Origin of the sequence: Bradyrhizobium rifense (assembly GCF_008123425.1) — a bacterium.
GTDB classification, from domain to species: Bacteria; Pseudomonadota; Alphaproteobacteria; order Rhizobiales; family Xanthobacteraceae; genus Bradyrhizobium; species Bradyrhizobium rifense.
Genome location: NZ_VSSS01000010.1, coordinates 1 through 22242 on the forward strand (window position 1 = coordinate 1; position 22242 = coordinate 22242).

The 22242-nt window shown below is 63.2% G+C and carries 25 protein-coding genes; 14 read left to right on the plus strand and 11 right to left on the minus strand.

The features are described from left to right. A partial coding sequence (locus FXB40_RS04400) for a hypothetical protein (protein WP_246207365.1) occupies nt 1-1263 on the plus strand: 1263 nt, incomplete at its 5' end. Nucleotides 1264-1345: 82 nt separating this feature from the next. Here the strand turns inward: FXB40_RS04400 and FXB40_RS04405 are convergent. Both FXB40_RS04405 and FXB40_RS04410 read right to left on the minus strand, forming a co-directional pair. Then, a complete protein-coding gene (locus FXB40_RS04405; protein ID WP_187436661.1) occupies nt 1346-1684 on the minus strand; it encodes a hypothetical protein in 339 nt (112 codons plus the stop codon). A gap of 193 nt (nt 1685-1877) precedes the next feature. Further along, nucleotides 1878-2123: a hypothetical protein gene (locus FXB40_RS04410; RefSeq protein ID WP_187436662.1), complete on the minus strand. Its 246-nt coding sequence runs from the start codon at nt 2121-2123 to the stop codon at nt 1878-1880. 144 nt (nt 2124-2267) lie between these two features. Between FXB40_RS04410 and FXB40_RS04415 the strand changes: the two genes are divergently transcribed. Continuing rightward, nucleotides 2268-2693 carry a DUF5413 family protein gene (locus FXB40_RS04415; protein WP_148770986.1) on the plus strand — a complete coding sequence of 142 codons (426 nt, stop codon included), beginning with the start codon at nt 2268-2270 and terminating at the stop codon, nt 2691-2693. Nucleotides 2694-2753: 60 nt separating this feature from the next. Further along, the gene (locus tag FXB40_RS04420) at nt 2754-3311 is read left to right on the plus strand and encodes a DUF4112 domain-containing protein (RefSeq protein ID WP_148771056.1); all 558 of its coding nucleotides are present in this window, start codon (nt 2754-2756) and stop codon (nt 3309-3311) included. Between the two features lie 80 nt (nt 3312-3391). Here the strand turns inward: FXB40_RS04420 and FXB40_RS04425 are convergent, their stop codons facing one another. The 4 genes from FXB40_RS04425 to msrA all read right to left on the minus strand — a co-directional run bounded on the left by FXB40_RS04425 (nt 3392) and on the right by msrA (nt 5336). After that, the gene (locus tag FXB40_RS04425; RefSeq protein WP_027532521.1) at nt 3392-3685 is read right to left on the minus strand and encodes a hypothetical protein; all 294 of its coding nucleotides are present in this window, start codon (nt 3683-3685) and stop codon (nt 3392-3394) included. A 212-nt stretch (nt 3686-3897) separates the two neighbouring features. After that, complete coding sequence (locus FXB40_RS04430; RefSeq protein WP_187436663.1) at nt 3898-4062, minus strand: DUF3309 family protein; 165 nt, start codon at nt 4060-4062, stop codon at nt 3898-3900. 107 nt (nt 4063-4169) lie between these two features. Then, a complete protein-coding gene (gene msrB, locus FXB40_RS04435) occupies nt 4170-4589 on the minus strand; it encodes a peptide-methionine (R)-S-oxide reductase MsrB (protein ID WP_148770988.1) in 420 nt (139 codons plus the stop codon). A gap of 45 nt (nt 4590-4634) precedes the next feature. Beyond that, a complete protein-coding gene (gene msrA, locus FXB40_RS04440) occupies nt 4635-5336 on the minus strand; it encodes a peptide-methionine (S)-S-oxide reductase MsrA (RefSeq protein WP_148770989.1) in 702 nt (233 codons plus the stop codon). 246 nt (nt 5337-5582) lie between these two features. On the opposite strand from msrA, the gene FXB40_RS04445 reads away from it, so the two are divergent. Beyond that, nucleotides 5583-7271: a caspase family protein gene (locus tag FXB40_RS04445; RefSeq protein ID WP_148770990.1), complete on the plus strand. Its 1689-nt coding sequence runs from the start codon at nt 5583-5585 to the stop codon at nt 7269-7271. A 102-nt stretch (nt 7272-7373) separates the two neighbouring features. After that, nucleotides 7374-8219, plus strand: a complete 846-nt coding sequence (locus FXB40_RS04450; protein ID WP_148770991.1) for a metal-dependent phosphohydrolase — start codon at nt 7374-7376, stop codon at nt 8217-8219. 121 nt (nt 8220-8340) lie between these two features. On the opposite strand, the gene FXB40_RS04455 is transcribed toward FXB40_RS04450, so the two are convergent. After that, a complete protein-coding gene (locus FXB40_RS04455) occupies nt 8341-9456 on the minus strand; it encodes an ATP-dependent DNA helicase (RefSeq protein ID WP_148770992.1) in 1116 nt (371 codons plus the stop codon). Between the two features lie 182 nt (nt 9457-9638). On the opposite strand from FXB40_RS04455, the gene FXB40_RS04460 reads away from it, so the two are divergent. From FXB40_RS04460 to FXB40_RS04470, 3 genes are all read left to right on the plus strand, one after another. Continuing rightward, entirely contained in the window at nt 9639-10775 is a 1137-nt protein-coding gene (locus tag FXB40_RS04460) for an AraC family transcriptional regulator (protein WP_187436664.1), read from the plus strand. Between the two features lie 86 nt (nt 10776-10861). Continuing rightward, nucleotides 10862-12091, plus strand: a complete 1230-nt coding sequence (locus FXB40_RS04465; protein WP_187436665.1) for an acyltransferase family protein — start codon at nt 10862-10864, stop codon at nt 12089-12091. A gap of 57 nt (nt 12092-12148) precedes the next feature. Then, a complete protein-coding gene (locus FXB40_RS04470; RefSeq protein ID WP_187436666.1) occupies nt 12149-13354 on the plus strand; it encodes an LLM class flavin-dependent oxidoreductase in 1206 nt (401 codons plus the stop codon). Nucleotides 13355-13441: 87 nt separating this feature from the next. Here the strand turns inward: FXB40_RS04470 and FXB40_RS04475 are convergent, their stop codons facing one another. The 3 genes from FXB40_RS04475 to FXB40_RS04480 are packed head-to-tail and all read right to left on the minus strand — an operon-like array spanning nt 13442 to nt 14040. Then, complete coding sequence (locus FXB40_RS04475) at nt 13442-13660, minus strand: hypothetical protein (RefSeq protein ID WP_148770995.1); 219 nt, start codon at nt 13658-13660, stop codon at nt 13442-13444. Nucleotides 13661-13678: 18 nt separating this feature from the next. After that, nucleotides 13679-13837: a hypothetical protein gene (locus FXB40_RS47665; protein ID WP_187436667.1), complete on the minus strand. Its 159-nt coding sequence runs from the start codon at nt 13835-13837 to the stop codon at nt 13679-13681. After that, complete coding sequence (locus tag FXB40_RS04480) at nt 13834-14040, minus strand: hypothetical protein (protein ID WP_148770996.1); 207 nt, start codon at nt 14038-14040, stop codon at nt 13834-13836. The genes FXB40_RS47665 and FXB40_RS04480 overlap by 4 nt, the downstream gene beginning before the upstream one ends. A gap of 177 nt (nt 14041-14217) precedes the next feature. On the opposite strand from FXB40_RS04480, the gene FXB40_RS04485 reads away from it, so the two are divergent. Next, on the plus strand, nt 14218-14511 hold the full coding sequence (locus FXB40_RS04485) for a hypothetical protein (RefSeq protein ID WP_148770997.1): 294 nt from the start codon (nt 14218-14220) through the stop codon (nt 14509-14511). A 4-nt stretch (nt 14512-14515) separates the two neighbouring features. Beyond that, nucleotides 14516-14953: a hypothetical protein gene (locus FXB40_RS04490; protein ID WP_187436668.1), complete on the plus strand. Its 438-nt coding sequence runs from the start codon at nt 14516-14518 to the stop codon at nt 14951-14953. 87 nt (nt 14954-15040) lie between these two features. Here FXB40_RS04490 and FXB40_RS04495 read toward each other — a convergent pair whose 3' ends face one another. After that, nucleotides 15041-15703 carry a TetR/AcrR family transcriptional regulator gene (locus FXB40_RS04495; protein ID WP_148770999.1) on the minus strand — a complete coding sequence of 221 codons (663 nt, stop codon included), beginning with the start codon at nt 15701-15703 and terminating at the stop codon, nt 15041-15043. A gap of 212 nt (nt 15704-15915) precedes the next feature. Here FXB40_RS04495 and FXB40_RS04500 point away from each other — a divergent pair, with 212 nt between their 5' ends. The 4 genes from FXB40_RS04500 to FXB40_RS04515 are packed head-to-tail and all read left to right on the plus strand — an operon-like array spanning nt 15916 to nt 22119. After that, complete coding sequence (locus tag FXB40_RS04500; RefSeq protein ID WP_148771058.1) at nt 15916-16776, plus strand: sensor histidine kinase family protein; 861 nt, start codon at nt 15916-15918, stop codon at nt 16774-16776. Continuing rightward, nucleotides 16773-17900: an efflux RND transporter periplasmic adaptor subunit gene (locus FXB40_RS04505; protein ID WP_148771000.1), complete on the plus strand. Its 1128-nt coding sequence runs from the start codon at nt 16773-16775 to the stop codon at nt 17898-17900. Before FXB40_RS04500 ends, FXB40_RS04505 begins: the two co-directional genes overlap by 4 nt. Further along, nucleotides 17897-18973, plus strand: a complete 1077-nt coding sequence (locus tag FXB40_RS04510) for an efflux RND transporter periplasmic adaptor subunit (protein ID WP_148771001.1) — start codon at nt 17897-17899, stop codon at nt 18971-18973. The genes FXB40_RS04505 and FXB40_RS04510 overlap by 4 nt, the downstream gene beginning before the upstream one ends. Further along, nucleotides 18970-22119, plus strand: coding sequence for an efflux RND transporter permease subunit (locus tag FXB40_RS04515; protein WP_148771002.1), 3150 nt, complete (start codon nt 18970-18972; stop codon nt 22117-22119). Before FXB40_RS04510 ends, FXB40_RS04515 begins: the two co-directional genes overlap by 4 nt. Nucleotides 22120-22242 lie beyond the last annotated feature (123 nt).

The window sequence follows — 22242 nt, forward strand, 5'->3', positions numbered from 1 at the left end:
AGATCGTCGGCAGCGTCAGATGTGTATAAGAGACAGCCGTCGCCGCGCCCGCCGCTTGGCGGCGACGACCAGAACGATGCTCCGCGTCCGCCCCGCGCCCCGCGTTTCGATGCGCCGCGCCAGCCTGGTCCGCCGGAGCCGCCGGCCGGGCGCTCTCCTCCGCGTCGTCCGCAGGACAGCGGACCGCCGCCGCCATTGCCGCCGGCGCCGGGCGTGCGTGGCTTCCGCGACATCACCGCTGACGTCAATGATCTCGGCGGAGCCGCCGCGCAGGCCAACCGCGCCGCGCGCCGCACTTATGCCAATGTGCCGTCGCCCTCGCCGGAATTCGACCGGCTCGAGCCGAGCCTGGAAAACCGCGCCGCCGAACCCGACGCGCCCTATTCCTATGACGAGTCGATGGAGGAGGCCGAGCGCTACGCGCCGCAGACCCAGCCGCCGTCGCCGCGTCCGCGCATCGCAGCCGACCGCGGTGCCAAGAAGCCCAAGCGCACCGGCTCGATCTTCCCGTTCAAGAGCGCGATCGCCATCGGCATCGTGCTGATCCTGGTCGGCGCCGGCATCCTCTGGGGCAAACAGCTGGTCCAGATCGCGACCAATCTGTTCAAGTCCTCGCCCACCCAGGTCGTCGAGGCGCCGAAGGATGCCTCGCAGCCGCAGAGCAAGCCGAAGATTCCGGATCGCGTCGGCCAGCCCTCGGCGAGCGACCAGCCGGCCGCGCCGGTCGCGCAGAAGGTCGTGCTCTACGACGAGGATCCGTCCGACCCCAAGGGCAAGCAATATGTCGGCTCGGTGGTGTGGCGGCTCGAGCCGATCAAGGCGTCGGGCAACCAGAAGGCCGACATCGCCGTGCGCGCCGACATCGAGATCCCCGACCGCAAGTTCAAGATGACGATGTCGTTCCGCCGCAACACCGATTCGTCGCTGCCGGCGAGCCACACGGCCGAGCTGACCTTCATCCTGCCGCCGGACTTTCCGGGCGGCAGCGTTTCCAACGTGCCGGGCATCCTGATGAAGTCGAACGAGCAGGCGCGCGGCACGCCGCTCGCCGGCCTCGCCGTCAAGGTCACCGACGGCTTCTTCCTGGTCGGCCTCTCCAATGTCGACGCCGACCGCGCCCGCAACGTCCAGCTGCTGAAGGAGCGCTCGTGGTTCGACGTGCCGCTGGTCTACGCCAACCAGCGCCGCGCCATCATCGCCATCGAGAAGGGCGCCCCCGGCGAGCGCGCCTTCAACGACGCCTTCGCGCAATGGGGCGACTAGGTCGAGCGTGCTTGATGTTCACCTCTTCGTTCGCAGAGGTGAACCGAGTTCTCAGCAATCCAATCGAGACCTGAACCCGCGTTTACTGCGCGGCCGCTTCCCGCTTGCGCGATGACGCGGCGGCGGCAGCTTCGCGGTCCATCACGGCGCGGCAGCCGGGGCTGACCTGTGCCTTCTTCTGCACCATGCAGGCCCTGATGCGCGGGATGTCCGGGATTTCACTGGAGCACAGCCGCATCGCATCGCCCGAGCACATCTGCTGCGCTTCGGACGAGAAGGCGAAGCCGGGTGAAGTCTGGAACGTGATGGCGGCGAAGGCGAACAGCGTAGCGATGGTGCGTGTCATGAATAATGCGTCCCCGAGTTCGGTGGCTTGAACCACTTGGTTTTGGGGCGCCGCACGCGGCTTGATCTGCCGCATGTCACAGCCTTCACGCCGGGAACTGAATCCCGCATGTGGTCGCTCGATTTCTTGATATTCGAATCGAAAAGTGCTGCGCCGCCCGATTCGAGTATGCGCGATTGTTACGAAGCTGCAATGGGCGACGCGAAGGAATTCGCAGCTGTTGCGCGACCGTCACGCAAAACGCCGGCGCGCAACTTACATGCCGATCTCACATACCGTGGCTTTCGAACACCTTGCTGCACGATCTCGACAGTTTGGCGCGGTTGGCCTGCAGGCAACCCTGCACCGCGCCGTCATTGCCAAGGTCTTTGCGGCAAAGCCGCGAGGCATCGCGCGAGCAGGCGCTCTGCTCCTGCGGCGTCCCCATATGGCCTTGCGCGAAGGCGGGTGGGTTCGACAGGCCGCCGAGGGCCGAGAGGGTGATCGTCGCCAGCAACAACAGTTTACGAGACATCGGCGGCTCCAAATCTGACAGGTGAATTTCAGGTGCAGTCTGAACCCGCCGCCTTGCCACTTGTTCCTCCCAACAGCCCGCAACCCCGCTATCCAAGGTTCCCGCCGCGCTGCTATAAATCCCTCTGCGTATGAGGAGTCCTTGATGAAACGCTATCTGGTGTTCGCGCTCGTCGGTCCGTTCGTGGGCGGGTTTCTGCTTTTGCTGACGACGACCTACCAGTCCGGCTACTGGACCCAGACCAATTGGGGCGAGGTCGGCAAGCTGTTCGTCGTGTTCTTCAAGACGCTGCAATACAGCTATCTGTTCGGCTTCCTGCCGTCGCTGATGATCGGCGCAGTCGACGACATCCTGATCCATGTCAGGCGGGTCGGGCCGGGGCTGCGGATGCTGCTGGTCGGCCTGATCGCCTTCATCCTCGCCGCGTTCACCTACAGCTCGCGCGGGGCGGATTCGGGCGCGGTGCAGTTCATCCTGTACGGCCTGGTTGGCTTCGTGCCGGCGGTGTTGTCATCCTGGCTCGTGCATCGCTATGTCGAGGAGCCGCAGCCCGCGGCGGCGGCGAGCTGAGCGCGCGACCTTCGGACGCGGCGCAGCAACCTCTGCTGCGCTCGCGCGTCCCCAATGGCCATGACCATGCCCGATGACGACATTCTCGCGCCACGCAGATCCCGCTCAGGGACGCAGTCGCGCGCCGATTTTTCGGACCGCGCGGCGCGCGGACCGATCATTGATCAGGACGGCCAGGAGATCCGCCCTGAACAGATCCGCCCTGAACGCCTGGAGCAGGGGTTTCAACAGTTTCGCTTCGAGTTCGGACAAGGTAACCCGTTCGGCAATTTGACGCGCGAGCAGCGCATCGCGCGGCTCGAGGCTCTCGCAAAGCTGCTCGACGTCGCCTTCATCCTGCCCGGCACCAATATCCGCTACGGCATTGACGGGTTGATCGGCCTGATCCCTGTGATCGGCGACATCATCACCACCGCGATCTCGCTGTGGCTGGTGCGCGAGGCCCGCGCGCTCGGCGCGCCCTGGTACATCACCGCGCGGATGCTCGGCAATGTCGCGGTCGACGGCGTGGTCGGCATCGTGCCGTTCGTGGGCGACGCCTTCGACGTCATGTTCCGCGCCAACATGCGCAACGTCCGCCTGTTGCGCCGCTGGCTCGACAAGCAGCCGCGCCTCTGAATCCCGCCCCTATGAAAAGCAAAAAGCGCGACAGCCTTTCGGCCGTCGCGCTTTCCGCGCACATCGGAGTTTTGCGAAATTTACGCCGCGTCGGCGTCGGTCTCGGCGACCGGTTCCGGCTTGCGGTGGCGCGGCAGCGGGAAGGCCTCGCTCTCATAGAGCGAGCGGATGCCGTTCTGGTCGAAACGGGCTTCCTCGACCTGGAGGTACGCGCCATTCAGCGAATCCGTCGGCAACTGCTCCATCGCGAACTGCACGGCCTCGGCCGCGGTGCCGAACCGCCGATAGGTAAAGCCCGCGCGCTTCTTCTTGCGGATGGCGGCGGGGAAGAGCTCGGCGGAGGTGTTGAAGTTGAACGGACGCAGTGGACGCATGGTCAAAGACCTCGTGATCTTGTCTGGGGCTTTAAGCGCGTGGGGTTTGGGAGGGCGGAGGCCACACTCGGCTGGGCCCGCCGCACATCATTTTCGTCCACTAATATAAGCCGTTTTGACAGAAATGCGACCCCTGCGATGGGAGATGATGAATCCATGCATGGCAGGTCCGCAACCGCAGAAAATTAAATAATTTCAGTGACTTATATGATTTACAGCTTGCCAAGCAGCAGCAGGACGAGCAGCACCACCAGAACAACGCCGCCGATCCCCATGCCGGAATGGCCCATGCCGTAGCCATAGCCGCCGATCCGGCCGGACCAGCCGCCCAAGAGATAGATGATCACCAGGATGATCAGGATGGTCCCGAGTGACATGGCGTCCTCCCTGGCGGTCGCCGGATTACGCTCAACGGCTGCACCGCCAGATAAGAAAAGCACATCGCGCCGCCGGGTTCCATTGGGGAACCCGGCAACGCGCAATCTTATTTCGGCTCCAGCTTCAACGCCGCCGAATTGATGCAGTAGCGCAGGCCGGTCGGCCCCGGTCCGTCCGGGAAGACATGGCCGAGATGGCCGCTGCATTTGGAGCAGAGCACCTCGGTGCGGATCATGCCGTGCGTCGCATCCCGCTCTTCGTCGACATGGCTCTCGACCGCAGGCGCGGTGAAGCTCGGCCAGCCGCAGCCGGAATCGAACTTGGCGTCGGACTCGAACAGGACGTTGCCGCAGCCGGCGCAGACATAGGTGCCGGCACGGTGGTCGTGCTCATATTCGCCGGAGAAGGGACGCTCGGTCGCCTTCTCGCGCAGCACCGCGTACTGCATCGGCGACAACTCGCTGCGCCACTGCTCTTCACTCTTGATGACCTTGTCGTCGTTGGTTTTCGTCTTGGTGTCGGGCATGGGTCTCCCGTTTGTCTGATGAACTTGTTGTCGATGATCTCGCGATCAGTTGGTGGCCTTGCTGGCGCTCACCAGCGTCGGCTTCTCAATGTAGTTATCCGCGAACAGTTTTTTCAGGTTCTCGACCTTGGGGATGTCGTTATAGGCGATGTAGGGCTGGTTCGGGTGCAGCGTCAGATAGTCCTGATGATAGCCCTCGGCCGGGTAGAACGCCTCCAGCGCGCCGACCTTGGTCACGATCGGCTTGCTGAACACCTTGGCGCCGTCGAGCTGGGCGATATAGGCCTCCGCGACCTTCTTCTGCTCGTCGGAGGTGGTGAAGATCGCCGAGCGATATTGCGTGCCAGAGTCCGGTCCCTGGCGGTTGAGCTGGGTCGGGTCGTGCGCCACCGAGAAGTAGATCTGGAGGATCTTGCCGTAGGAGATCTTCTTCGGGTCGAACTTGATCTCGACCGACTCGGCGTGGCCGGTCCGGCCGCTCGATACGGTCTGGTAATCGGCGGTCGCCTTGGTGCCGCCGGCATAGCCGGAGACGGCGTTGACGACACCGGCCGTGTGCTGGAACACGCCCTGCACGCCCCAGAAGCAGCCGCCGGCGATCACCGCGGTCTGGATGCTATTCGCGGGTGCTGCGTCGACTGTGGGGGCAGGGATCACGATGGCGTCTTCCGCGGCCCGGGTCGGTGCGGCAAAGGCCAGCGTCAGGGCGGTGGTGGCGGCGAGCAGGGACAGGACGGAGCGGCGCATGGCGGATCCTCTTTCGGAAGGCCTGACAGTTTAGGGCGATTGAGGGCGGGCGAACAGCCTGCCCGGCGTTTTCAGACACCGAAGATACGGACCGACCGGGCGATTGTTACGGGGAGAGAGACACGAGTCCGTGAAAAAAGTCGCAGCCCCTGGCCCGACTTGGCGGGCTGGGGAACTCCGGGCTAGATGAACCGGCGCGATCGCTGATCGACTTAAAAATGTGGTGGCTGGAGCTGATCTGACAACATGCTGCGCGTCGTCCCCCTGATATCAGTCATGCTCGTCTCCGGCCTCGCGATCGCCGCGGCCGAGCCGCAAGCCGGCGACGACCTCGCTATTTGCCGCGACCGCCAGGCCGATGCCCAGGCACGGACGACGGCCTGCGAGAACCTGCTCAACGCCGACCGCGTCACCGGCAAGGACAAGGCGGTCGCGCTGTCCGTGCGCGGCAATAATTTGATCAACAAGCGCGACAATGTCCATGCGATCGAGACCTTGTCCATGGGCTTCGATCTCGATCCCGACAATGCCATCATCCTCAATTTGCGCGGCATCGCCTATGAGCGCACGGGCCAGGACGACCTTGCGATGGCGGACTTCAATCTTGCGCTCCAGAAGCGGCCGACCTACGGCGTGCCCTACAACAATCGCGGCGTCATCCAGCTGCGTCGGAACGCGCTCCAAAGCGCGCTCGACGATTTCAGTCTGTCGATCAAATACACGCCCAAATTCATCCTCGGCTGGACCAACCGGGCTCGCGTGCGCACGCTGATGAAGGATTTTGACGGCGCGCTCGCCGATTTCGCCGAGGCTGAGAAGATTGATCCGACCGCGCCGCAGATCGCCGGCAACCGCTGCATCACCTACGGCCTGATGGGCAAGTTCGACCAGGCCTTTGCCGATTGCAACGGCATCATCGAAAAGCAACCGAAGAACACGGGTGCGATCAACAATCGTGCTTATGTCAGCATGATGAAGGGCGATCTCGACGCCGCGTTGAAGGACTACAATGCGGCGCTTCAGATCAACCCGAACAACATCCGCGCGCATTCCGGCCGCGGCCAGGTCTACGAGCGCAAGAAAGATCTCGCCCAGGCCCGCGCCGACTACCGCTCCGCGGCCTATTCGCTGACGAAATTCGATGAGCTCGACGTCGCCCGCGCCCGCACCATCGCGCAGGAGCGGCTCGCCGCGCTGACGCCGCAAACGCCGGGAGGCGCGCCCAGCGGGCGCCGCGTTGCACTCGTGATCGGCAACGGCGCCTACAAGAACGTCCATGCTCTGCCCAATCCGCCGCGCGATTCGAAGATGATCGCGAGCGTGTTGAAAGATGTCGGCTTCCAGACCGTGATCTCCGTCAGCGACCTCACCCGCGACAAGTTCTTCGACGCGCTGAAGACTTTTGCAGACGAAGCGGAGAAGGCCGACTGGGCGGTGGTCTATTACGCCGGCCACGGATTCGAGATCGGTGGGGTGAACTATCTCGTTCCTGTTGACGCGAAGCTCGCCGTCGACCGGGACGCCGAGACCCAGGCCGTCGCGTTGGAGCAGGTGATCGCAGCGGTGGGCGCGGCAAGAAAAGTGCGTCTGGTGATCCTGGATGCCTGCCGCGACAATCCGTTCGCGCCGACCATGCAGCACACGCTGTCGCTGAAGCTGGTCGACAAGGGCTTTTCCAACATTGAGCCCGGCGCCGGCTTCATGGTGGTCTATGCCGCTAAGCACGGCGAGACCGCGATCGACGGCGACAACGGCGCCGACAGCCCGTTCTCCACCGCGCTCGCCCGCGAGATCAAGGTGCCGAAGGTTGAGATCCGAAAGCTGTTCGACATCGTCCGCGACGACGTCTGGTCTATGACCAAGCACGAGCAGCAGCCGTTTTCGTATGGCTCGCCGCCGGGGCGGGAAGATTTTTATTTCGTGGCGGGGAAGTGAAGGCAGCGTGTGGGACGCGACGGCGAAGCCCGCGATGTGCTATTGAAGGTTTAACAAAGGAGTTTGTCAGAACCCGCGGCTCACACTGAGATGGGTGTTCAGATGATCACAATTCCAGAACTGGTAGCGCAGAGTTTAGCATCGTTCTTGACCTCGGATACACGAGATCGGTTTGGTTATTCGCATGCCCGCCTGGCTGAAGTTCTTCCCTTCGCGGCCAGACTCACATTGGAATGCATCGGTAACAGCGACGCCCTGTATCACAACATAGAGCACTCAATGTTCGTGACTCTTGCCGGGCACGATATCCTGATGGGACGAATGATGTTGCGGCCCACGACAGTCATCGACTATGCGAATTTTATTTTGGCGTGCCTCACCCATGATATCGGGTACGTGCGCGGAGTCGTTCAAGGGGATAGTGATGATTCCTATGTAGCAGACTTGACTGGTCGCATGGTTCGTCTCCCGCGGGGGGCCTCTGACGCCGCACTCGCACCTTATCATGTGGACCGCTCAAAATTGTTCGTCCTGGAACGCTTCGACGACATCGAAGATATCGACGCAAGCCGAATTGCCCGATCCATAGAGTACACCCGCTTTCCCTATTCGGAATCCTCAAACGACAGCTTGATGGAAGAGGAGGGGATGTTGCTGCGCGCTGCCGACCTTATTGGTCAGCTTGGCGATCCCAACTACCTGAGAAAGTCAAATGCTCTGTTTCACGAGTTTGAGGAAATCGGTCTAAACAAAAAGCTCGGCTATGAAACGCCTGCCGACGTCGTTTACAAGTACCCGCAGTTTTACTGGAATAACGTCGCTCCACAAATTCAGACCGCGATACGCTATCTCAATATCACATCGAGCGGTCGGCAATGGATCGCAAATCTTTATAGCAATGTTTTCCGGGCCGAGCGCGAGCCGGGTCTATCGGGTCCGCAACCCTGATGACGTCGATCGGACTTTGTTGAACGCGAGCCCTGTGAGACGCGCGACGTCTACCGCCTTATGAGTTCACGCCCTCGTCTTCGCCAAACGACTCACTGTGGTCACGGAGCGGGGATCGGCGTCAAACCACAATGCTCAGCCGCTTCGCCGCGCGCGTAATCCCCGTGTACAGCCATCTTGCGCGACTCTCCCCAAACGCAAAGCTCTCGTCGAACAGCACGACGTCGTCCCATTGTGAGCCCTGCGACTTGTGCACGGTCAGCACGTAACCGTAGTCGAACTCGTCATAGGGCTTGCGCTGCTCCCAGGCGATCGCCTCGACGCCGCCCTCGAAGCAGTCGGCGCGCACGGAGACCTTTGTCACCTTGTGCCCAAAATCTTCGTCGGGCGAGAGCCGCATGCTGAGGATGCGCGATTTCGAGCGCGAGGTGTTGCGCGACTTCACGCGCCACAGGCCGCCGTTGAACAGGCCCTTCTTGCGGTTGTTGCGCAGGCAGACCAGCTTGTCGCCGGCAACCGGAAAGACGTCCTCAATGTTCTGCCGCTGCCGCACCCGCATGTTGTAGGCGCGTCGCGTGTTGTTGCGGCCGACCAGCACCTGGTCGGCGCCCATGACGCGATCAGGGTCGAGCTCCTTGCGCGACACCACCTCGCTCTCGCCGTAGCGGCCGATGTCGAGCTCGCGGCCCTCGCGGACGTCCATCGACATCCGCACGATCGGATCGTCCTGGGCCTGGCGATGCACTTCGGTGAGCATCGCATCGGGCTCGGTATTGGTGAAGTATCCGCCGCCCTGGATCGGCGGCAGCTGCGCAGGGTCGCCGAGCACCAGCAGCGGGCAGTCGAACGACATCAGGTCGCGGCCCAGTTCGGCGTCGACCATCGAGCATTCGTCGATCACGATCAGCTTGGCTTTGGACGCGGGTGCGTCGTCCCACAATTCAAAACTCGGCTGCTCCTCGCCGGATTCGCGGGCGCGGTAGATCAGCGAATGGATGGTGGAGGCGTCGTCGCAACCCTTGTTGCGCATCACCAGCGCGGCCTTGCCGGTGAAGGCGGCGAACTTCACCTCACCGTCGACGCCGTCGGCGATGTGCCGCGCCAGCGTGGTCTTGCCGGTGCCGGCAAAGCCGAACAGGCGGAACACCGGCGGCGTACCGTTGCGGCCGGGTTTTGCCTTCAGCCAGTCGTCGACGGCCTTGAGGGCGGCATCCTGGTGCGGGGTGAATGTGGGCATGTCTGCTTTGAGGAGGGGCGAAACGAGGCGATTCGCCGTTCCCCAAAACTAACCATTCGCCCCGCCGGTTCAAGCGGGGCCAGCCTGTTGCCGCTGGGATCATCAGCGCAAGTTGAGATTGTGCCCGCGCCGAGCCGATGCGAGAATTGAATGTCAGAGGGGACATCCGAGTTGTGAACGCAATGGGGCTCACGGCCATCGATCTCGGGCTTCGCGGCGCGGCAAGCGGCGTGTTCCTGTTGATCGTTCTCGCGGCGCTCCAGCGTCGCCCCGCCAATCAGAACGTCTTGCTGGGCATCGCGATGTGCGCAGGCGGCATTTTCTATGCGATCGTGACCGCACCCAACTTCCCCAAAACGGCTTGGTGGTGGACGTTGCCGATCCTGTCCGCGCAGCCCGCCGTATTCTGGTTGTGGGCGCGCGCGGCGTTCGACGACGATTTCGTGCTTAAGCGGTGGCACGGCGCCATGTGGCTGAGCGTCGTGGCCTATGGATTTGCGATCACGCTGGGCTGGGCGTACTGGCCCGCTTTGGCTGGCGCTGGCGGTCGAGTCCTGGCGTTGGGCACCCTGGTGCTGGCCCTCGCTGCCGCGGTTCAGACGATCAAGACCTGGCGGGCCGATCTGGTCGCGCGGCGCCGCCGACTACGGCTGGCGATCCTTGCGATCAATGTCCTGCTCATCGCGGCCGTCGCCGTCGCCGGCTTCGCCGCAATTCCTGTCGCGGTTCCCGGCGCGCCCGGCAGCTTCCCGACCGCGCTCGGCCTGTTCCTGGTGGCCATCCTCGCCGGACTGGGGGCTTTCGCCACGCAGCCGGCCGTGCCCGTCAACGACGCTACGGCGGCAATTGCATCCAGCGATGCGCGCGAGGCCGATCGCGCCACCGCGGGGCGGGTGGTCGTCGATCCGATCCTGCTGCGGCGTCTTGACCATCTGATGACCGTGGAGCGAACCTACCGGCAGGAAGGTCTTGCGATCGGCGCGCTGGCGGCACGGCTCGACGTTCCCGAGCACCGGCTTCGCCAGGCCATCAACGAAGGGCTGGGCTATCGGAACTTCAATGCGTTCCTCAATCGCTACCGCATCGAGGATGCCAGACTGGTGCTGTCCGATGTGACGCAACGGGAGGTCCCGGTGCTGACCATCGCCATGGATGCAGGCTTTCAGTCGATCGGCCCCTTCAATCGCGCCTTCAAGGCCGAAACCGGCGTCACCCCGACCGAATTCCGGCGCGAGGCGCTGAGCCGGCCGGAAACCGACTGCGATCCCGGGATCGGCGGCGATCCCGGGATCAACCAGCCGCGCCGAGAAATCGGCTAGCCGATTTTTGGATCGGGCGAGAAGGCCGTGACCCGATGGGGCAGATTGGCGGGCAGAAATCTCTGTCAGCCAGCACGAGCCCACCCATGTCTCCTTCGACCGCCGCCGCCCCCGTATCGGAACGATTGCACGCTCTCGATGCGCTCAGGGGTGGCGCCCTGCTGCTTGGCATCGTCCTGCACGCGGCAATGTCGTTCGTGCCTGCCACGCCCCGGTTCTGGTTCATCCAGGACACCGATCCAAGCCTGCTCCTCGGCCTGCTGTCCTTCACCGTCCATGTCTTCCGGATGACGACCTTCTTCCTGATGGCCGGCTTCTTCGCCCGTATGAGCTTTCATCGCCGCGGTGCCTCGGGCTTCGTCCGGGACAGGCTGCAGCGGATCGGGGTGCCGCTGGTGATCAGCTGGCCGATCCTGTTCACGCCCATGAGCCTCATCGCGATCTGGGCGTCTCATTTCCCGAACGGCGGTTGGTCCCGCAGCTGGCCGCCGGTGCTACCGAATTTCCCGCTGACCCATCTCTGGTTCCTCTACGTGCTGCTGGAGCTCTATGTCGCGATGCTCCTGCTGCGCGGCGCCGTCGTCTGGCTCGATCCATCAGGCACTTGGCGCGCGGCTCTTGACCGCGGCTTCGCACGGATCATGCGCAATCCGCTGGCGCCGCTGCTTCTTGCGATCCCGATCGGCATCGCTTTCTTTCTCGACCAACGCTGGATCAATGTGATGGGCGTGAGGACGCCGGATCAATCGCTCATCACCAACGCCCAGGCCTGGATCGGCTTCGGCGCCGCCTTCGGCGTCGGCTGGCTGTTGCATCGGCAGGTCGATCTGCTGCGGCTGCTCGAGCGGCGCTGGCTCCCGCATCTTCTGATCGCGCTTGGCCTGATCCTGATCAGTTTCGTGCTTGTCGGGGTGATGACGTCCGCGCCGGGTGCGCCGAAATTGCCTTTCAGCTTCGCCACGCTCAGACTTGTCTCCGCCATCCTCTATGCGCCGGCGATCTGGATTTCGACCTTCGCTGCCGTCGGTCTCGCGCTTCGCTTCATGTCCGGCTTCAGTCCGACCTGGCGTTACCTCGCCGATGCGTCCTATTGGCTCTATCTGATCCACATGCCGATCGTGATGGCGCTGCAGGTCGCGCTGTCGCAACGCGACTGGCCCGGGCTGATCAAATTCGCCATCATTCTCGTCGTCGCGATTCCGCCGATGCTGGCGAGCTATCATCTCCTGGTGCGTTTCACCTTCATCGGTGCGGTCCTGAATGGCCGCCGCGCCGAGAAGCGCGTTCTCCCGCAAGGCGGAATTGCGACTGCGTAGACAGCGCCGCCTCACGCATTAAGATGCCCGCAACAAAAAATAAGCGGGAGAGGCGTCATGAAGTTCGGCATCTTCTATGAGCTGCAACTGCCGCGGCCCTGGGTGGCCGGCGACGAGCTCAGGCTCTACCAGAACGCACTCTCGCAGATGGAGCTCGCCGACAAGCTCGGCTACGACCACGCCTGGGTGGTCGAGCATCACTTCCTCGAAGAATATTCGCACTCGCCGTCGCCTGAGTCGTTTCTCGCCGCCGCGAGCCAGCGCACCAAGAACATCCGGCTCGGCCACGGCATCCTCCAGCTCACCACCAATCATCCGGCGCGCGTTGCCGAGCGCGTCGCGGTGCTCGATCTGCTCTCCAATGGCCGCTGCGAATTCGGCATGGGCGAGAGCGCCTCGATCACCGAGTTGACGCCGTTCGGCCGCGACATGGAGACCAAGAAGGAAGTGTTCGAGGAGGCCGTCGCTGCGATCTTCCCGATGTTCAGGGACGCGGGCTCCGAGCACCACGGCAAATATTTCGACATCCCCTTGCGCAATGTTGTGCCGAAGCCGGTGCAGAAGCCGCATCCGCCGCTGTGGATGGCATGCTCGCAATTGCCGACCATCGAGCGTGCCGGCCGCCACGGTTTTGGCGCGCTCGGCTTCCAGTTCGTCAGCGCCGATGCCGCGCATGCCTGGGTGCACGCTTACTACAACGCGATGACCAAGCGCCTCGCGAAGCTCGCCGACTACGAGATCAATCCGAACATGGCGCTGGTGTCATTCTTCATGTGCGCGAAGACGGATGAAGAGGCCCGTGCGCGCGCCGACGGCGCCACCTTCTTCCAGTTCGCGCTGCGCTTCTACGGTGCCTCGCAGAACCGCCAGCGGCCCGCGCCCTACACCGTCAACATGTGGGACGAGTACAACAAGTGGAAGCGCGACAATCCGGAAGCGCAGGAGGCGGCCTTGCGCGGCGGCCTGATCGGCTCGCCGGAGACGATCCGCAAGAAGCTCAAGCGCTTTCAGTCGTCGCATATCGACCAGGTCATCCTGCTGAATCAAGCGGGCAAGAACAGCCACGAGCACATCTGCGAATCCCTCGAGCTGTTCGGCCGCGAGGTGATGCCCGAGTTCCAGAACGATCCGGCGCAGGCGGCCTGGAAGCAAGGCGTGATGAGCGGCGAGATCAAGCTGGAAGAGATCGATACCGAGGCTTTCACCGACCGCTACGGCAAGCTCGCCATCAACGTCGCGCCGGCGAAGGCGGCGGCGGGGTAGGCGGTTCGTGTCTTTGGACATGGGGCCCGGCTCAGCAGCGCGTAGCGTTGTGACGCAGAATCGGGATCCATGTTGCAGCAAAGCGCGTCAAATGCCCCAGGGGCGCGGATGCTGGTGCACGAGGTCGGCATCGAGATAGCCGCGCTCGTCGAGCCATTCGATCGGGCAATAGGCCATCGCCTTCTGGTCGACCAGGTGCCCGTCGCGCTCAAGGGCCGTCCGCGTGCCCGTGAGTCCGGTCCACTCTGAAGCGCCCGTGGCCGGCTCCACGTGCATGACGTCGAACACTTCGATGAAGTTGAGCATGTCGGAAATCCAGCATGCTCAGGCGGCGGGCGGGGAAGGGGGCCCGACCCCTTCAAGCGCGACGCCTCTGCGGACGAGCTCCGATTCGATCATGTCGAACATGCATTCGACCGGCGCCAGCCAGACGTTGACCCAATAGATGATGCAATCGCGAGCGAGCAGCAATGCCGGGGTCATGCGAAGCCCTGTCGGTTGGCGGCTTGCCGCGTCGGCGCCGGCTCGCGATCGGCGAGCGCATGCACCCAGGCGAGTACCGAAATCGCAATGCCCAGCAGCAGGCTCACGCCCACGAGCGACACGGCCACAACCAGATTGAGCGACGCGACGGCAATCCCCGGCCAGGGATTTTCCCGTAGCAGCGCAAGGAACAGGCTTGACATCTTCCATCTCCTAAATAAACTACACCGTATATTTCATATACAGCTTGGATCGCGGGATGTGTCAAGAGCAGAAGCTAACAAGCCCGTGTTCTTCCTGGTCTGCTGGCGGGGACTTCGGAGTGAGGCCGAGGTTTCCGTTCGTAAAGCTGATGCCTCAAGTTCGGAAAGGGATTCGACATGTTCAAGAACCGGCTGCTGCTTGCAGCCCTGACGTTGGTTTCGCTGAGCGCCGGGAGTGCCTTCGCGCAGGAGGATCGCGGCACACCCGAGCAGAGGGCGGCATGCGCGCCCGACGCGTTTCGTCTGTGCGCCAGCTACATCCCTGACGCCACGAATGTGGAGGCCTGTCTCAGGCAAAAGAAGTCAGACCTGAGCGATGCTTGCAGAGCCGTCTTCGACCATGCAGCACCTACAGCTTCACTCAGGACCATAAGGTCGCAACGGTATCGCGGCGCCGAAGATGAGGAATGACCGGATGAATACGATCTATGCTCCCGCTTTCGCTGCGTTTGGTGGCTCCGCCTTCGGAGCCATTTCCACGATCGTGACGGGGTGGGTGACCCGTCGCCGCAGGGTCCGTGAGCGTCATCATGCCCACACGGTCTCCAAGCGTGAAAAGCTGTATCGAAGCTTCATCGAGGAGGCATCCCGGCTCTACGCGGACGCGCTGACCAGCGACAAATCCGAGATCCCGGCGTTGGTGAATCTATATGCGCTGGTCGGGCGCATGCGAATCCTGTCCGACGATGAGGTGGTCCATGCCGCGGAGCGGGCGGGCCGGCTGATCATCGAAATCTACCTTGCGCCGAACAAATCGTTTGTCGACCTGCCGGGCTGCATGGAGGAGATGGATCCGTTGCGTGAGTTCGGCGAGGCTTGCCGGCGTGAAATGCACGCGGTTCCGGCGCGTTGAGGCCGACCATGCCGAACGCGCAAACTGCCCGTCGGCTTGAAACGTCGTGTACGCGTAAACGAATCGTGCTGGTGGCGGATCGCTCGCTCACGGCGTCCAGTCCGCCTCACAGGCCGCAAGGAAAAAGCCAACCCGCTCGCGCACGAAAGACGGCAACTCTCGTCTCAGCTCTTTGGGTGTTTCTCCTACCAACGAGCGAAACAGCATTGGCAGCAGGATCAGATCCAGGAAGATTTGAGCCGTGGCAAGGCTACGTTTGCCGCTGAAAGGGCCTTTCGGAGAGCGCGCCAGTTTCTGCGTCGTCTCATTCAAGAGCTGGGAGATCGCGTTGACGGAGCGATCGCGCGCGGCATCGTGGACGTTGCGGCTCAACTCGGGAAAACGTTGCGCTTCGGCAATCGTGGCCCGAACCATGCCCAATGATTCTTCGATGACCTTCTCCACGATGGTGGTGCCGAGGCTCGAGAACTTGTCCTGAAGCGTGCGCCCTTCGGGCTCGAACCCGCCGAAGTCGGTCAGGCCGCTGATGGTGCGGGCGACGACCGCCGCGAACAGCGCGTCCTTCCCGGGAAAATGAGCATAGATGGTCGGCTTGCTCGCCGGCGCCAGCTCGGAGATGTCATCGATACTGGCACTACGGTAGCCCTTCTCGAGAAAAAGCTGCTGGGCTGCATCAAGGATCCGGGCCTGAACGTCACCGGCGAGATCCTTGGGCGGTCTGCCCCGTTTCGGGGTGTTTTTCTTCGTCATCCGTCGGTCTCCAAATCACGAGCCTGTGGGCGCGCAGATCGCACTTGACACGCCCGGTTGGAAAAGGCAATAAAAAGAAAATATACGGTATAGTTTATTTAATCGCCGCGGGGGATCTCTCAGGACCTGCGGCGGCCCTCCGGATGGTCGGGGCCCGCCAAAATGCACGTTGGCCCCGATCATCAGGTCCACCTCAGGAGAACACAGTGACGATGTTGAGTCCGGACCCGCACCACCCAGAAGCTGGCGTCCTGCTGCGCGAATTGCACCACAGGGTCGATAAAGGGATCGCCTCGGCGATCGACCTCGTCTCGGCTGCTGTCGTCCGGGCCGACGGGGCGGAAGCCAAGGCGGCCTTAAGCGATGTGGTCGAGCTGCTGTACGGACATGCCGAGTTGCATCGCTCGCTCGCAACGCCCCGGGGCGAAGCCCTCAATGACGCCGCGACCTACATCCGCAGGCTGGGCGGCGCTATGCGTGAAGCCCTGTTGGATCGAATGGGAATCCGGCTGGCATTCACCACCGAATCTCTCCCGCTTCAGTCAGAGCGGTGCCATCGGCTTGGCTTGATTCTCCATGACCTCATCCTCAACGCAGCGAAGCATGCGTATTTCGACGCGCGCCCCGGCGAGATCAAGGTCAAGCTGACACGCGTCGGCACGGTGGCGAACTGCGTCGTGCTGGACAACGGCTCGCGTTCGGCGCGGGCGGCCCTGGGGCGGGAATTCCAGATCAGCAGTGACCTTGCCAAGGGGCTCGGCGGACGGATCGAGCACGGCTTCGCCGCCGAGTTCACATCCGTCGTTCTCTCGTTTCACTTGAGCGAGCGTGAGCGGCGGGCGAACTGGTCGATGGCGAAGCGCCGCATCAGGTCGCCGCGTCGGCTGAAGGCCAGGTCGTCCGTGACGCCTCGCTCGGGCTCCGGCCTCTCTGATCAGGTCGGGAGCCCGGCCGCGATCGGAGCGGATCCAAATCTGTTGCGAGCGCATCCGAACGATCCGGCCTCGCCTCGCAAGGGCTCGGACGTCTTGGGCGAGCTGCTGTCCCCCTCTCACCGCATGGACGCGTTATGAAACCACGCTACTCGAACCGCCCCACCAACGATTCAATCGGGCGCGCGCCGAAGCCGCTCGCGGGCTTGGCGCTTGCGCTTATCGTAGCCGCGCTCGGCGGCTGCAACGATCGCACCGACGCTCCGCCCGCCCACGCCGCGTTCGTGCGCACGGAGGTCGTCCAGCCGAAGGACCGGCAAGATTCGATCACCCTGACTGGCGAGGTCCAGCCTCGCTTCCGTGCCGACCTGTCGTTCCGCGTCAGCGGACGTGTGATCGCGCGCTATGTCGAAGTCGGGACCCACGTCAAGGCCGGCGAAGTGCTGGCCCTTCTCGACCCCGCCGAGCAGGAGGCCGATGTCGATGCCGCGACCGCTGCCGTCCTCGCCGCAGAATCCCAGCTGCGTGTGGCAAAGGCCACTTTCGAGCGGCAGAAGGCGCTGATCGCAAGCGGCTTCACCACGCGTACGGCCTACGATCAGGCGCAGGAAGGATTGCGGACCGCGGAAGGCGCGCTCGAAGCAGCAAAAGCGCAGCTCGGAACGTCGAAGGACGCTCTCGGCTACACCGCGCTGCGAGCCGAAGCGGACGGCGTCGTCACCGCACGCAATCTGGAAACCGGTCAAGTCGTACAGGCTGCGCAACCCGTGTTTTCGCTGGCGCAGGATGGGGAGCGGGACGCCGTCTTCGACGTCTACGAGTCCATTTTTCTCGGCAATGCCGACGACCGCGGCGTTTCGTTGGTGCTGGTCTCCGACGTGGGCGTGACCGCGAGCGGCCAGGTTCGGGAGGTTTCGCCGGCCGTCGACGCCAAGAGTTCGACCATTCGGGTCAAGGTGGCGATCAAGGACCCGCCTGCCGCGATGACGCTTGGAAGCCCCGTCGCAGGCTCTGTCAAAGTAAAGGCCCAGCGACAAATCGGATTGCCCTGGCGTGCATTGATGGCGGTGGGCACCAGGCCCGCGGTCTGGACCGTCGATCCGGCAACGCGGACGGCCTCGCTGAAGCCGGTCACAGTCGGTGGCTACGAGGCCGGAGAAGTATTGATCAAGGCGGGTCTCGAGCCGGGCGAGCGGGTCGTCGTCGACGGCGGCAAGCTTTTGAGCGTGGGGCAGCCCGTGACTTATGAAGGAGACCGCTCATGACGAGCCGCGCAATGATTGTGGTGGGCCCGCTTGCATGCGCGCTCGCGCTCGCCGGGTGCCAGCTGGAGACCAAGGCGCCGGAGCCTGTGCGGCCCGTTCAATCGGTGCTTCTCGAAGCGGGCCGCGCCGACGATGCGATTGCGGTCGGCGTTGTCGAGCCGCGCTACAAAACCGATCTCGGTTTCCGCGTGCTGGGACGCCTGACGACGCGTCCGGTCTACGTCGGTGATCTCGTGCATGAAGGACAGACAGTCGGCATCATTGACCAGACCGCCCTTGAACTCGCCGTTCGCGCGGCCAAAGGGCAGCTTGCCAAGGCCGAGGCGCAGTTTGCCACCGTCCGAGCGACGGAGGAACGGCAGCGAACGCTCATCACCACCGACGCGACAACAAAGCAGACGCTGGATAACGCCGAGCAGGCGCGGGCCGGCGCCGAAGCCACGGTCGCGCACGAACAGGCAAACCTGGCCAAGGCGATCGAGCAGCTCGGCTATTCGCAGATCAAGGCCGATTTCGCCGGTGTGGTCACCGCAGTCGGCGCGGAAGTCGGGCAGGTGGTGTCTCCCGGCCAAAGCATCGTGACGATCGCTAGGCCGGATGTTCGCGAGGCTGTGGTCGATATCGGCGAGGACTTTCCGTTGCCGTTGGAAGTCGGCCTGCCATTCACGGTCAGCTTGCAACTCCTGCCGGCAGTTCAAGTTGAAGGCAGCATTCGCGAGATTGCGCCGCAAGCTGATCCGGTGACGCGCCTGCGCCGGGTCCGAATCGCGCTGAGCAATCCGCCTGACAATTTTCGCCTCGGCGCAACCGTTACGGCAAAGCTCGACAAGCAGCAGGGCACCATTCTGCGCCTGCCTGCCTCCGCGGTGCTCGCCAAAGACGGCGCGAATTTCGTCTGGACGGTCGATCAGCACGACAGCACGGCTACGCTGCAAAAAATCGATGTGGTTACTGACCAGGCGGGCGCGCGCGTCACCGGCGGGATCGCTCTCGGCACGCGCGTCGTCACCGCCGGAATCCACAGCCTCAAGCAAGGACAGCGCGTCCGCATTGAACAGGATGAAAAACCATGAAGTCGTTCAACCTCTCCGACTGGGCGCTCGGCCATCGTTCGCTCGTCTGGTATTTCATGATCGCCTTCATGGCGGCGGGCCTGTTCGCCTATCTTCAGCTCGGCCGGCAGGAAGATCCGGACTTCACCATCAAGACCATGGTGATCCAGGCGCAGTGGCCGGGTGCCTCGCCTGAAGAGATGACGCGCCAGGTCACCGATCGGATCGAGAAGAAGCTCGAGGAGCTGGAATCGCTCGATTACACCAAGAGCGTGACGGTCGCCGGCCAGACCACTGTCTTCGTTTATCTGGGCGACAGCACCAAGGCTGCCGACGTGAAGCCCACCTGGATCCGGGTCCGCAACATGATCGCGGATATCAAGGGCGACTTCCCGAATGGAGTGATAGGGCCCGGCTTCAACGATCGCTTCGGCGACGTGTTCGGCAACATCTATGCCTTCACCAGCGACGGCTTGAGCCAACGTCAGCTGCGCGACGAGGTCGAGGACATCCGTGCCAAAGTCCTGACCGTGCCCGATGTCGGCAAGGTCGACATCCTCGGCGCGCAGGACGAGGTGATCTATCTCGAATTCTCCACGCGCAAGATCGCGGCGCTCGGTCTCGACGTCCACTCCATCATGAATTCCTTGCAGGGGCAGAATGCGGTCGCGCCGTCCGGCGTATTTCAGGAGGGGCCGGAGCGGATCAGCGTACGGGTGAACGGACAGTTCACGTCAGAAGCAAGCCTGAAGGCGGTCAATCTGCGCATCAATGATCGCTTCTTTCCGCTGACCGACGTCGCAGCCATCACGCGCGGTTATGCAGATCCGGCCAGGACCTTGTTCAGGTACAATGGCGAGCCGGCGATCGCGCTCGCGATTGGCATGAAGTCCGGCGCCAACCTGCTGCATTTCGGCGAGGCGCTGAAGGAGGAGATGTCGAGAATTACTGCCGATCTGCCGGTCGGCGTCGGCATTCACCTCGTCGCCGATCAGCCCATCGTTGTCGAGCATGCCGTGTCTGGCTTCACCGAGGCGCTGTTTGAGGCTGTGATTATCGTTCTCGGCATCAGCTTTCTCAGCCTGGGGATGCGCGCCGGACTTGTCGTGGCGATTGCGATTCCGCTGGTTCTCGCCATTACCTTCGTCGTGATGGCCTATGCCGGCATTTCGCTTCAGCGAATTTCGCTCGGCGCGCTGATCATCGCGCTGGGGCTCCTGGTCGATGATGCAATGATCGCCGTGGAAATGATGGTGGCGCGGCTCGAGATCGGCGATCCCCTCGAGAAGGCAGCAACGCACGTTTATACATCGACGGCTTTCCCGATGCTGACGGGCACGCTGGTGACCGTCGCTGGCTTCATTCCTATCGGGCTCAATAGCAGCAGTGCGGGCGAATTTACCTTCACGCTGTTCGTTGTCATCGCCGTCTCGCTGGTCGTCTCCTGGATCGTCGCGGTGCTGTTCACGCCGTTGCTCGGTGTCACCATCCTGCCCACCAAAATGAAGGGCCACCATGGGGAGAAGGGCCGCGTAGCGCAGTGGTTCGCGCGTCTGCTTCTGTTCTGCATGCATCACCGCTGGATGACCATATCGGTGACGGTTGCGGCCTTCCTGCTCGCCCTGTTCGGCATGCAGTTCGTGCAGCAGCAGTTCTTCCCGTCCTCGGATCGCGCTGAACTCGTGATCGACTGGAATCTGCCCCAGAACGCCTCCATTGCCGATACCAATGCGCAGATGGCGCGGTTCGAGCGAGAACAGCTGCAGGGCAGCGATTCGGTCGATCACTGGTCGACCTATGTCGGCACCGGCTCGCCGCGTTTCGTCCTATCCTTCGACGTGCAGACGTCCAACACCTGGTTCGGTCAGCAGGTGATCGTGACCAAGGGCGGCATCAAGATGCGCGACCAGGTCAAGGCACGATTCGAGGACTACCTGAAGAAGACGTTCCCCGGGACCGACACCTACGTGAAGCTGCTCGAGGTCGGCCCCCCGGTGGGGCGCCCTGTGCAGTACCGCTTGAGTGGACCTGACATTGCGAAGGTGCGAGATCTCTCGCAGAAGCTCGCTGGTATTGTTCGGAGCAACCCAGACTTGGGTAACGTCGTGTTCGACTGGATGGAGCCGGCCCGTGTCGTCAAGGTCGACGTTCTCCAGGACAAGGCGCGCCAGCTCGGCGTGACCTCGGAGGACATCGCCACCACCTTGAACTCGGTGCTCGAGGGCACGCCGATCACGCAGGTGCGCGACAGCATCTATCTCGTCAATGTCACGGGACGTGCGACCGCGCCGGAACGTGCTTCCATCGACACCCTGCGCGATCTGCAATTGACCGGGCTCGGCGGTCAATCCGTGCCGCTCGGGGCCGTGGCCAATTTGCGTTACGAGCTGGAGCAGCCGACGATCTGGCGACGCGCGCGGATCCCCACCATCACGTTGAAGGCCGGCATTGTTGGCAACGTGCAGCCCAAGACGATCGTGGACCGCCTCGCGCCGAAAGTCGCGGAGTTCACCAGGGAGCTACCGGCCGGCTATTCGGTGAAGCTCGGCGGCTCCGTGGAGGAGAGCGCCAAGAGCCAGGCGCCGATCGTCGCCGTCGTTCCGCTCATGCTGTTCGTCATGGCGACGGTGCTGATGATCCAGCTGCAGAGCTTCCACCGCTTGTTCTTGGTGTTCGCGGTCGCGCCGCTCGCCGTGATCGGCGTCGTCATGGCCCTGCTGCCGAGCGGTGCCGCGCTTGGCTTCGTCGCTATCCTCGGGGTGCTCGCCCTGATCGGCATCCTGATTCGAAACTCCGTGATCCTCATCGTCCAGATCGAGGATCTCCAGAAGGAGGGGCGGCCGGCCTGGGACGCGGTGGTGGAAGCGACCGAGCATCGCATGCGGCCAATCCTGCTGACCGCAGCCGCCGCAAGTCTCGCGCTGATTCCGATTGCGCGCGAGATCTTCTGGGGGCCGATGGCCTACGCGATGATGGGCGGCATCATCGTCGGCACTCTGCTGACGCTGCTGTTCCTGCCGGCGCTGTATGTGGCCTGGTTCCGCATTCACCCTGAGCCCGACGATAACTCATCCACGCACGAGCCCGCCGCGCCCGCGCACGGCACGCTTGTCCCGGAGGCGATCTCCGTAAACAAGCCCGTGCCAGTTCTCGAAACACAGATCTGAACAGGAGAAAGACTATGTCCCAAAAGATACTTCCAATGTTGCCGCTTACTGCAGCGCTCGCAATCATCATCTTGTCTTCCAATGCAGCGTTCGCGCAGTTCCCTCCGCCGTCCCCGATGGCTG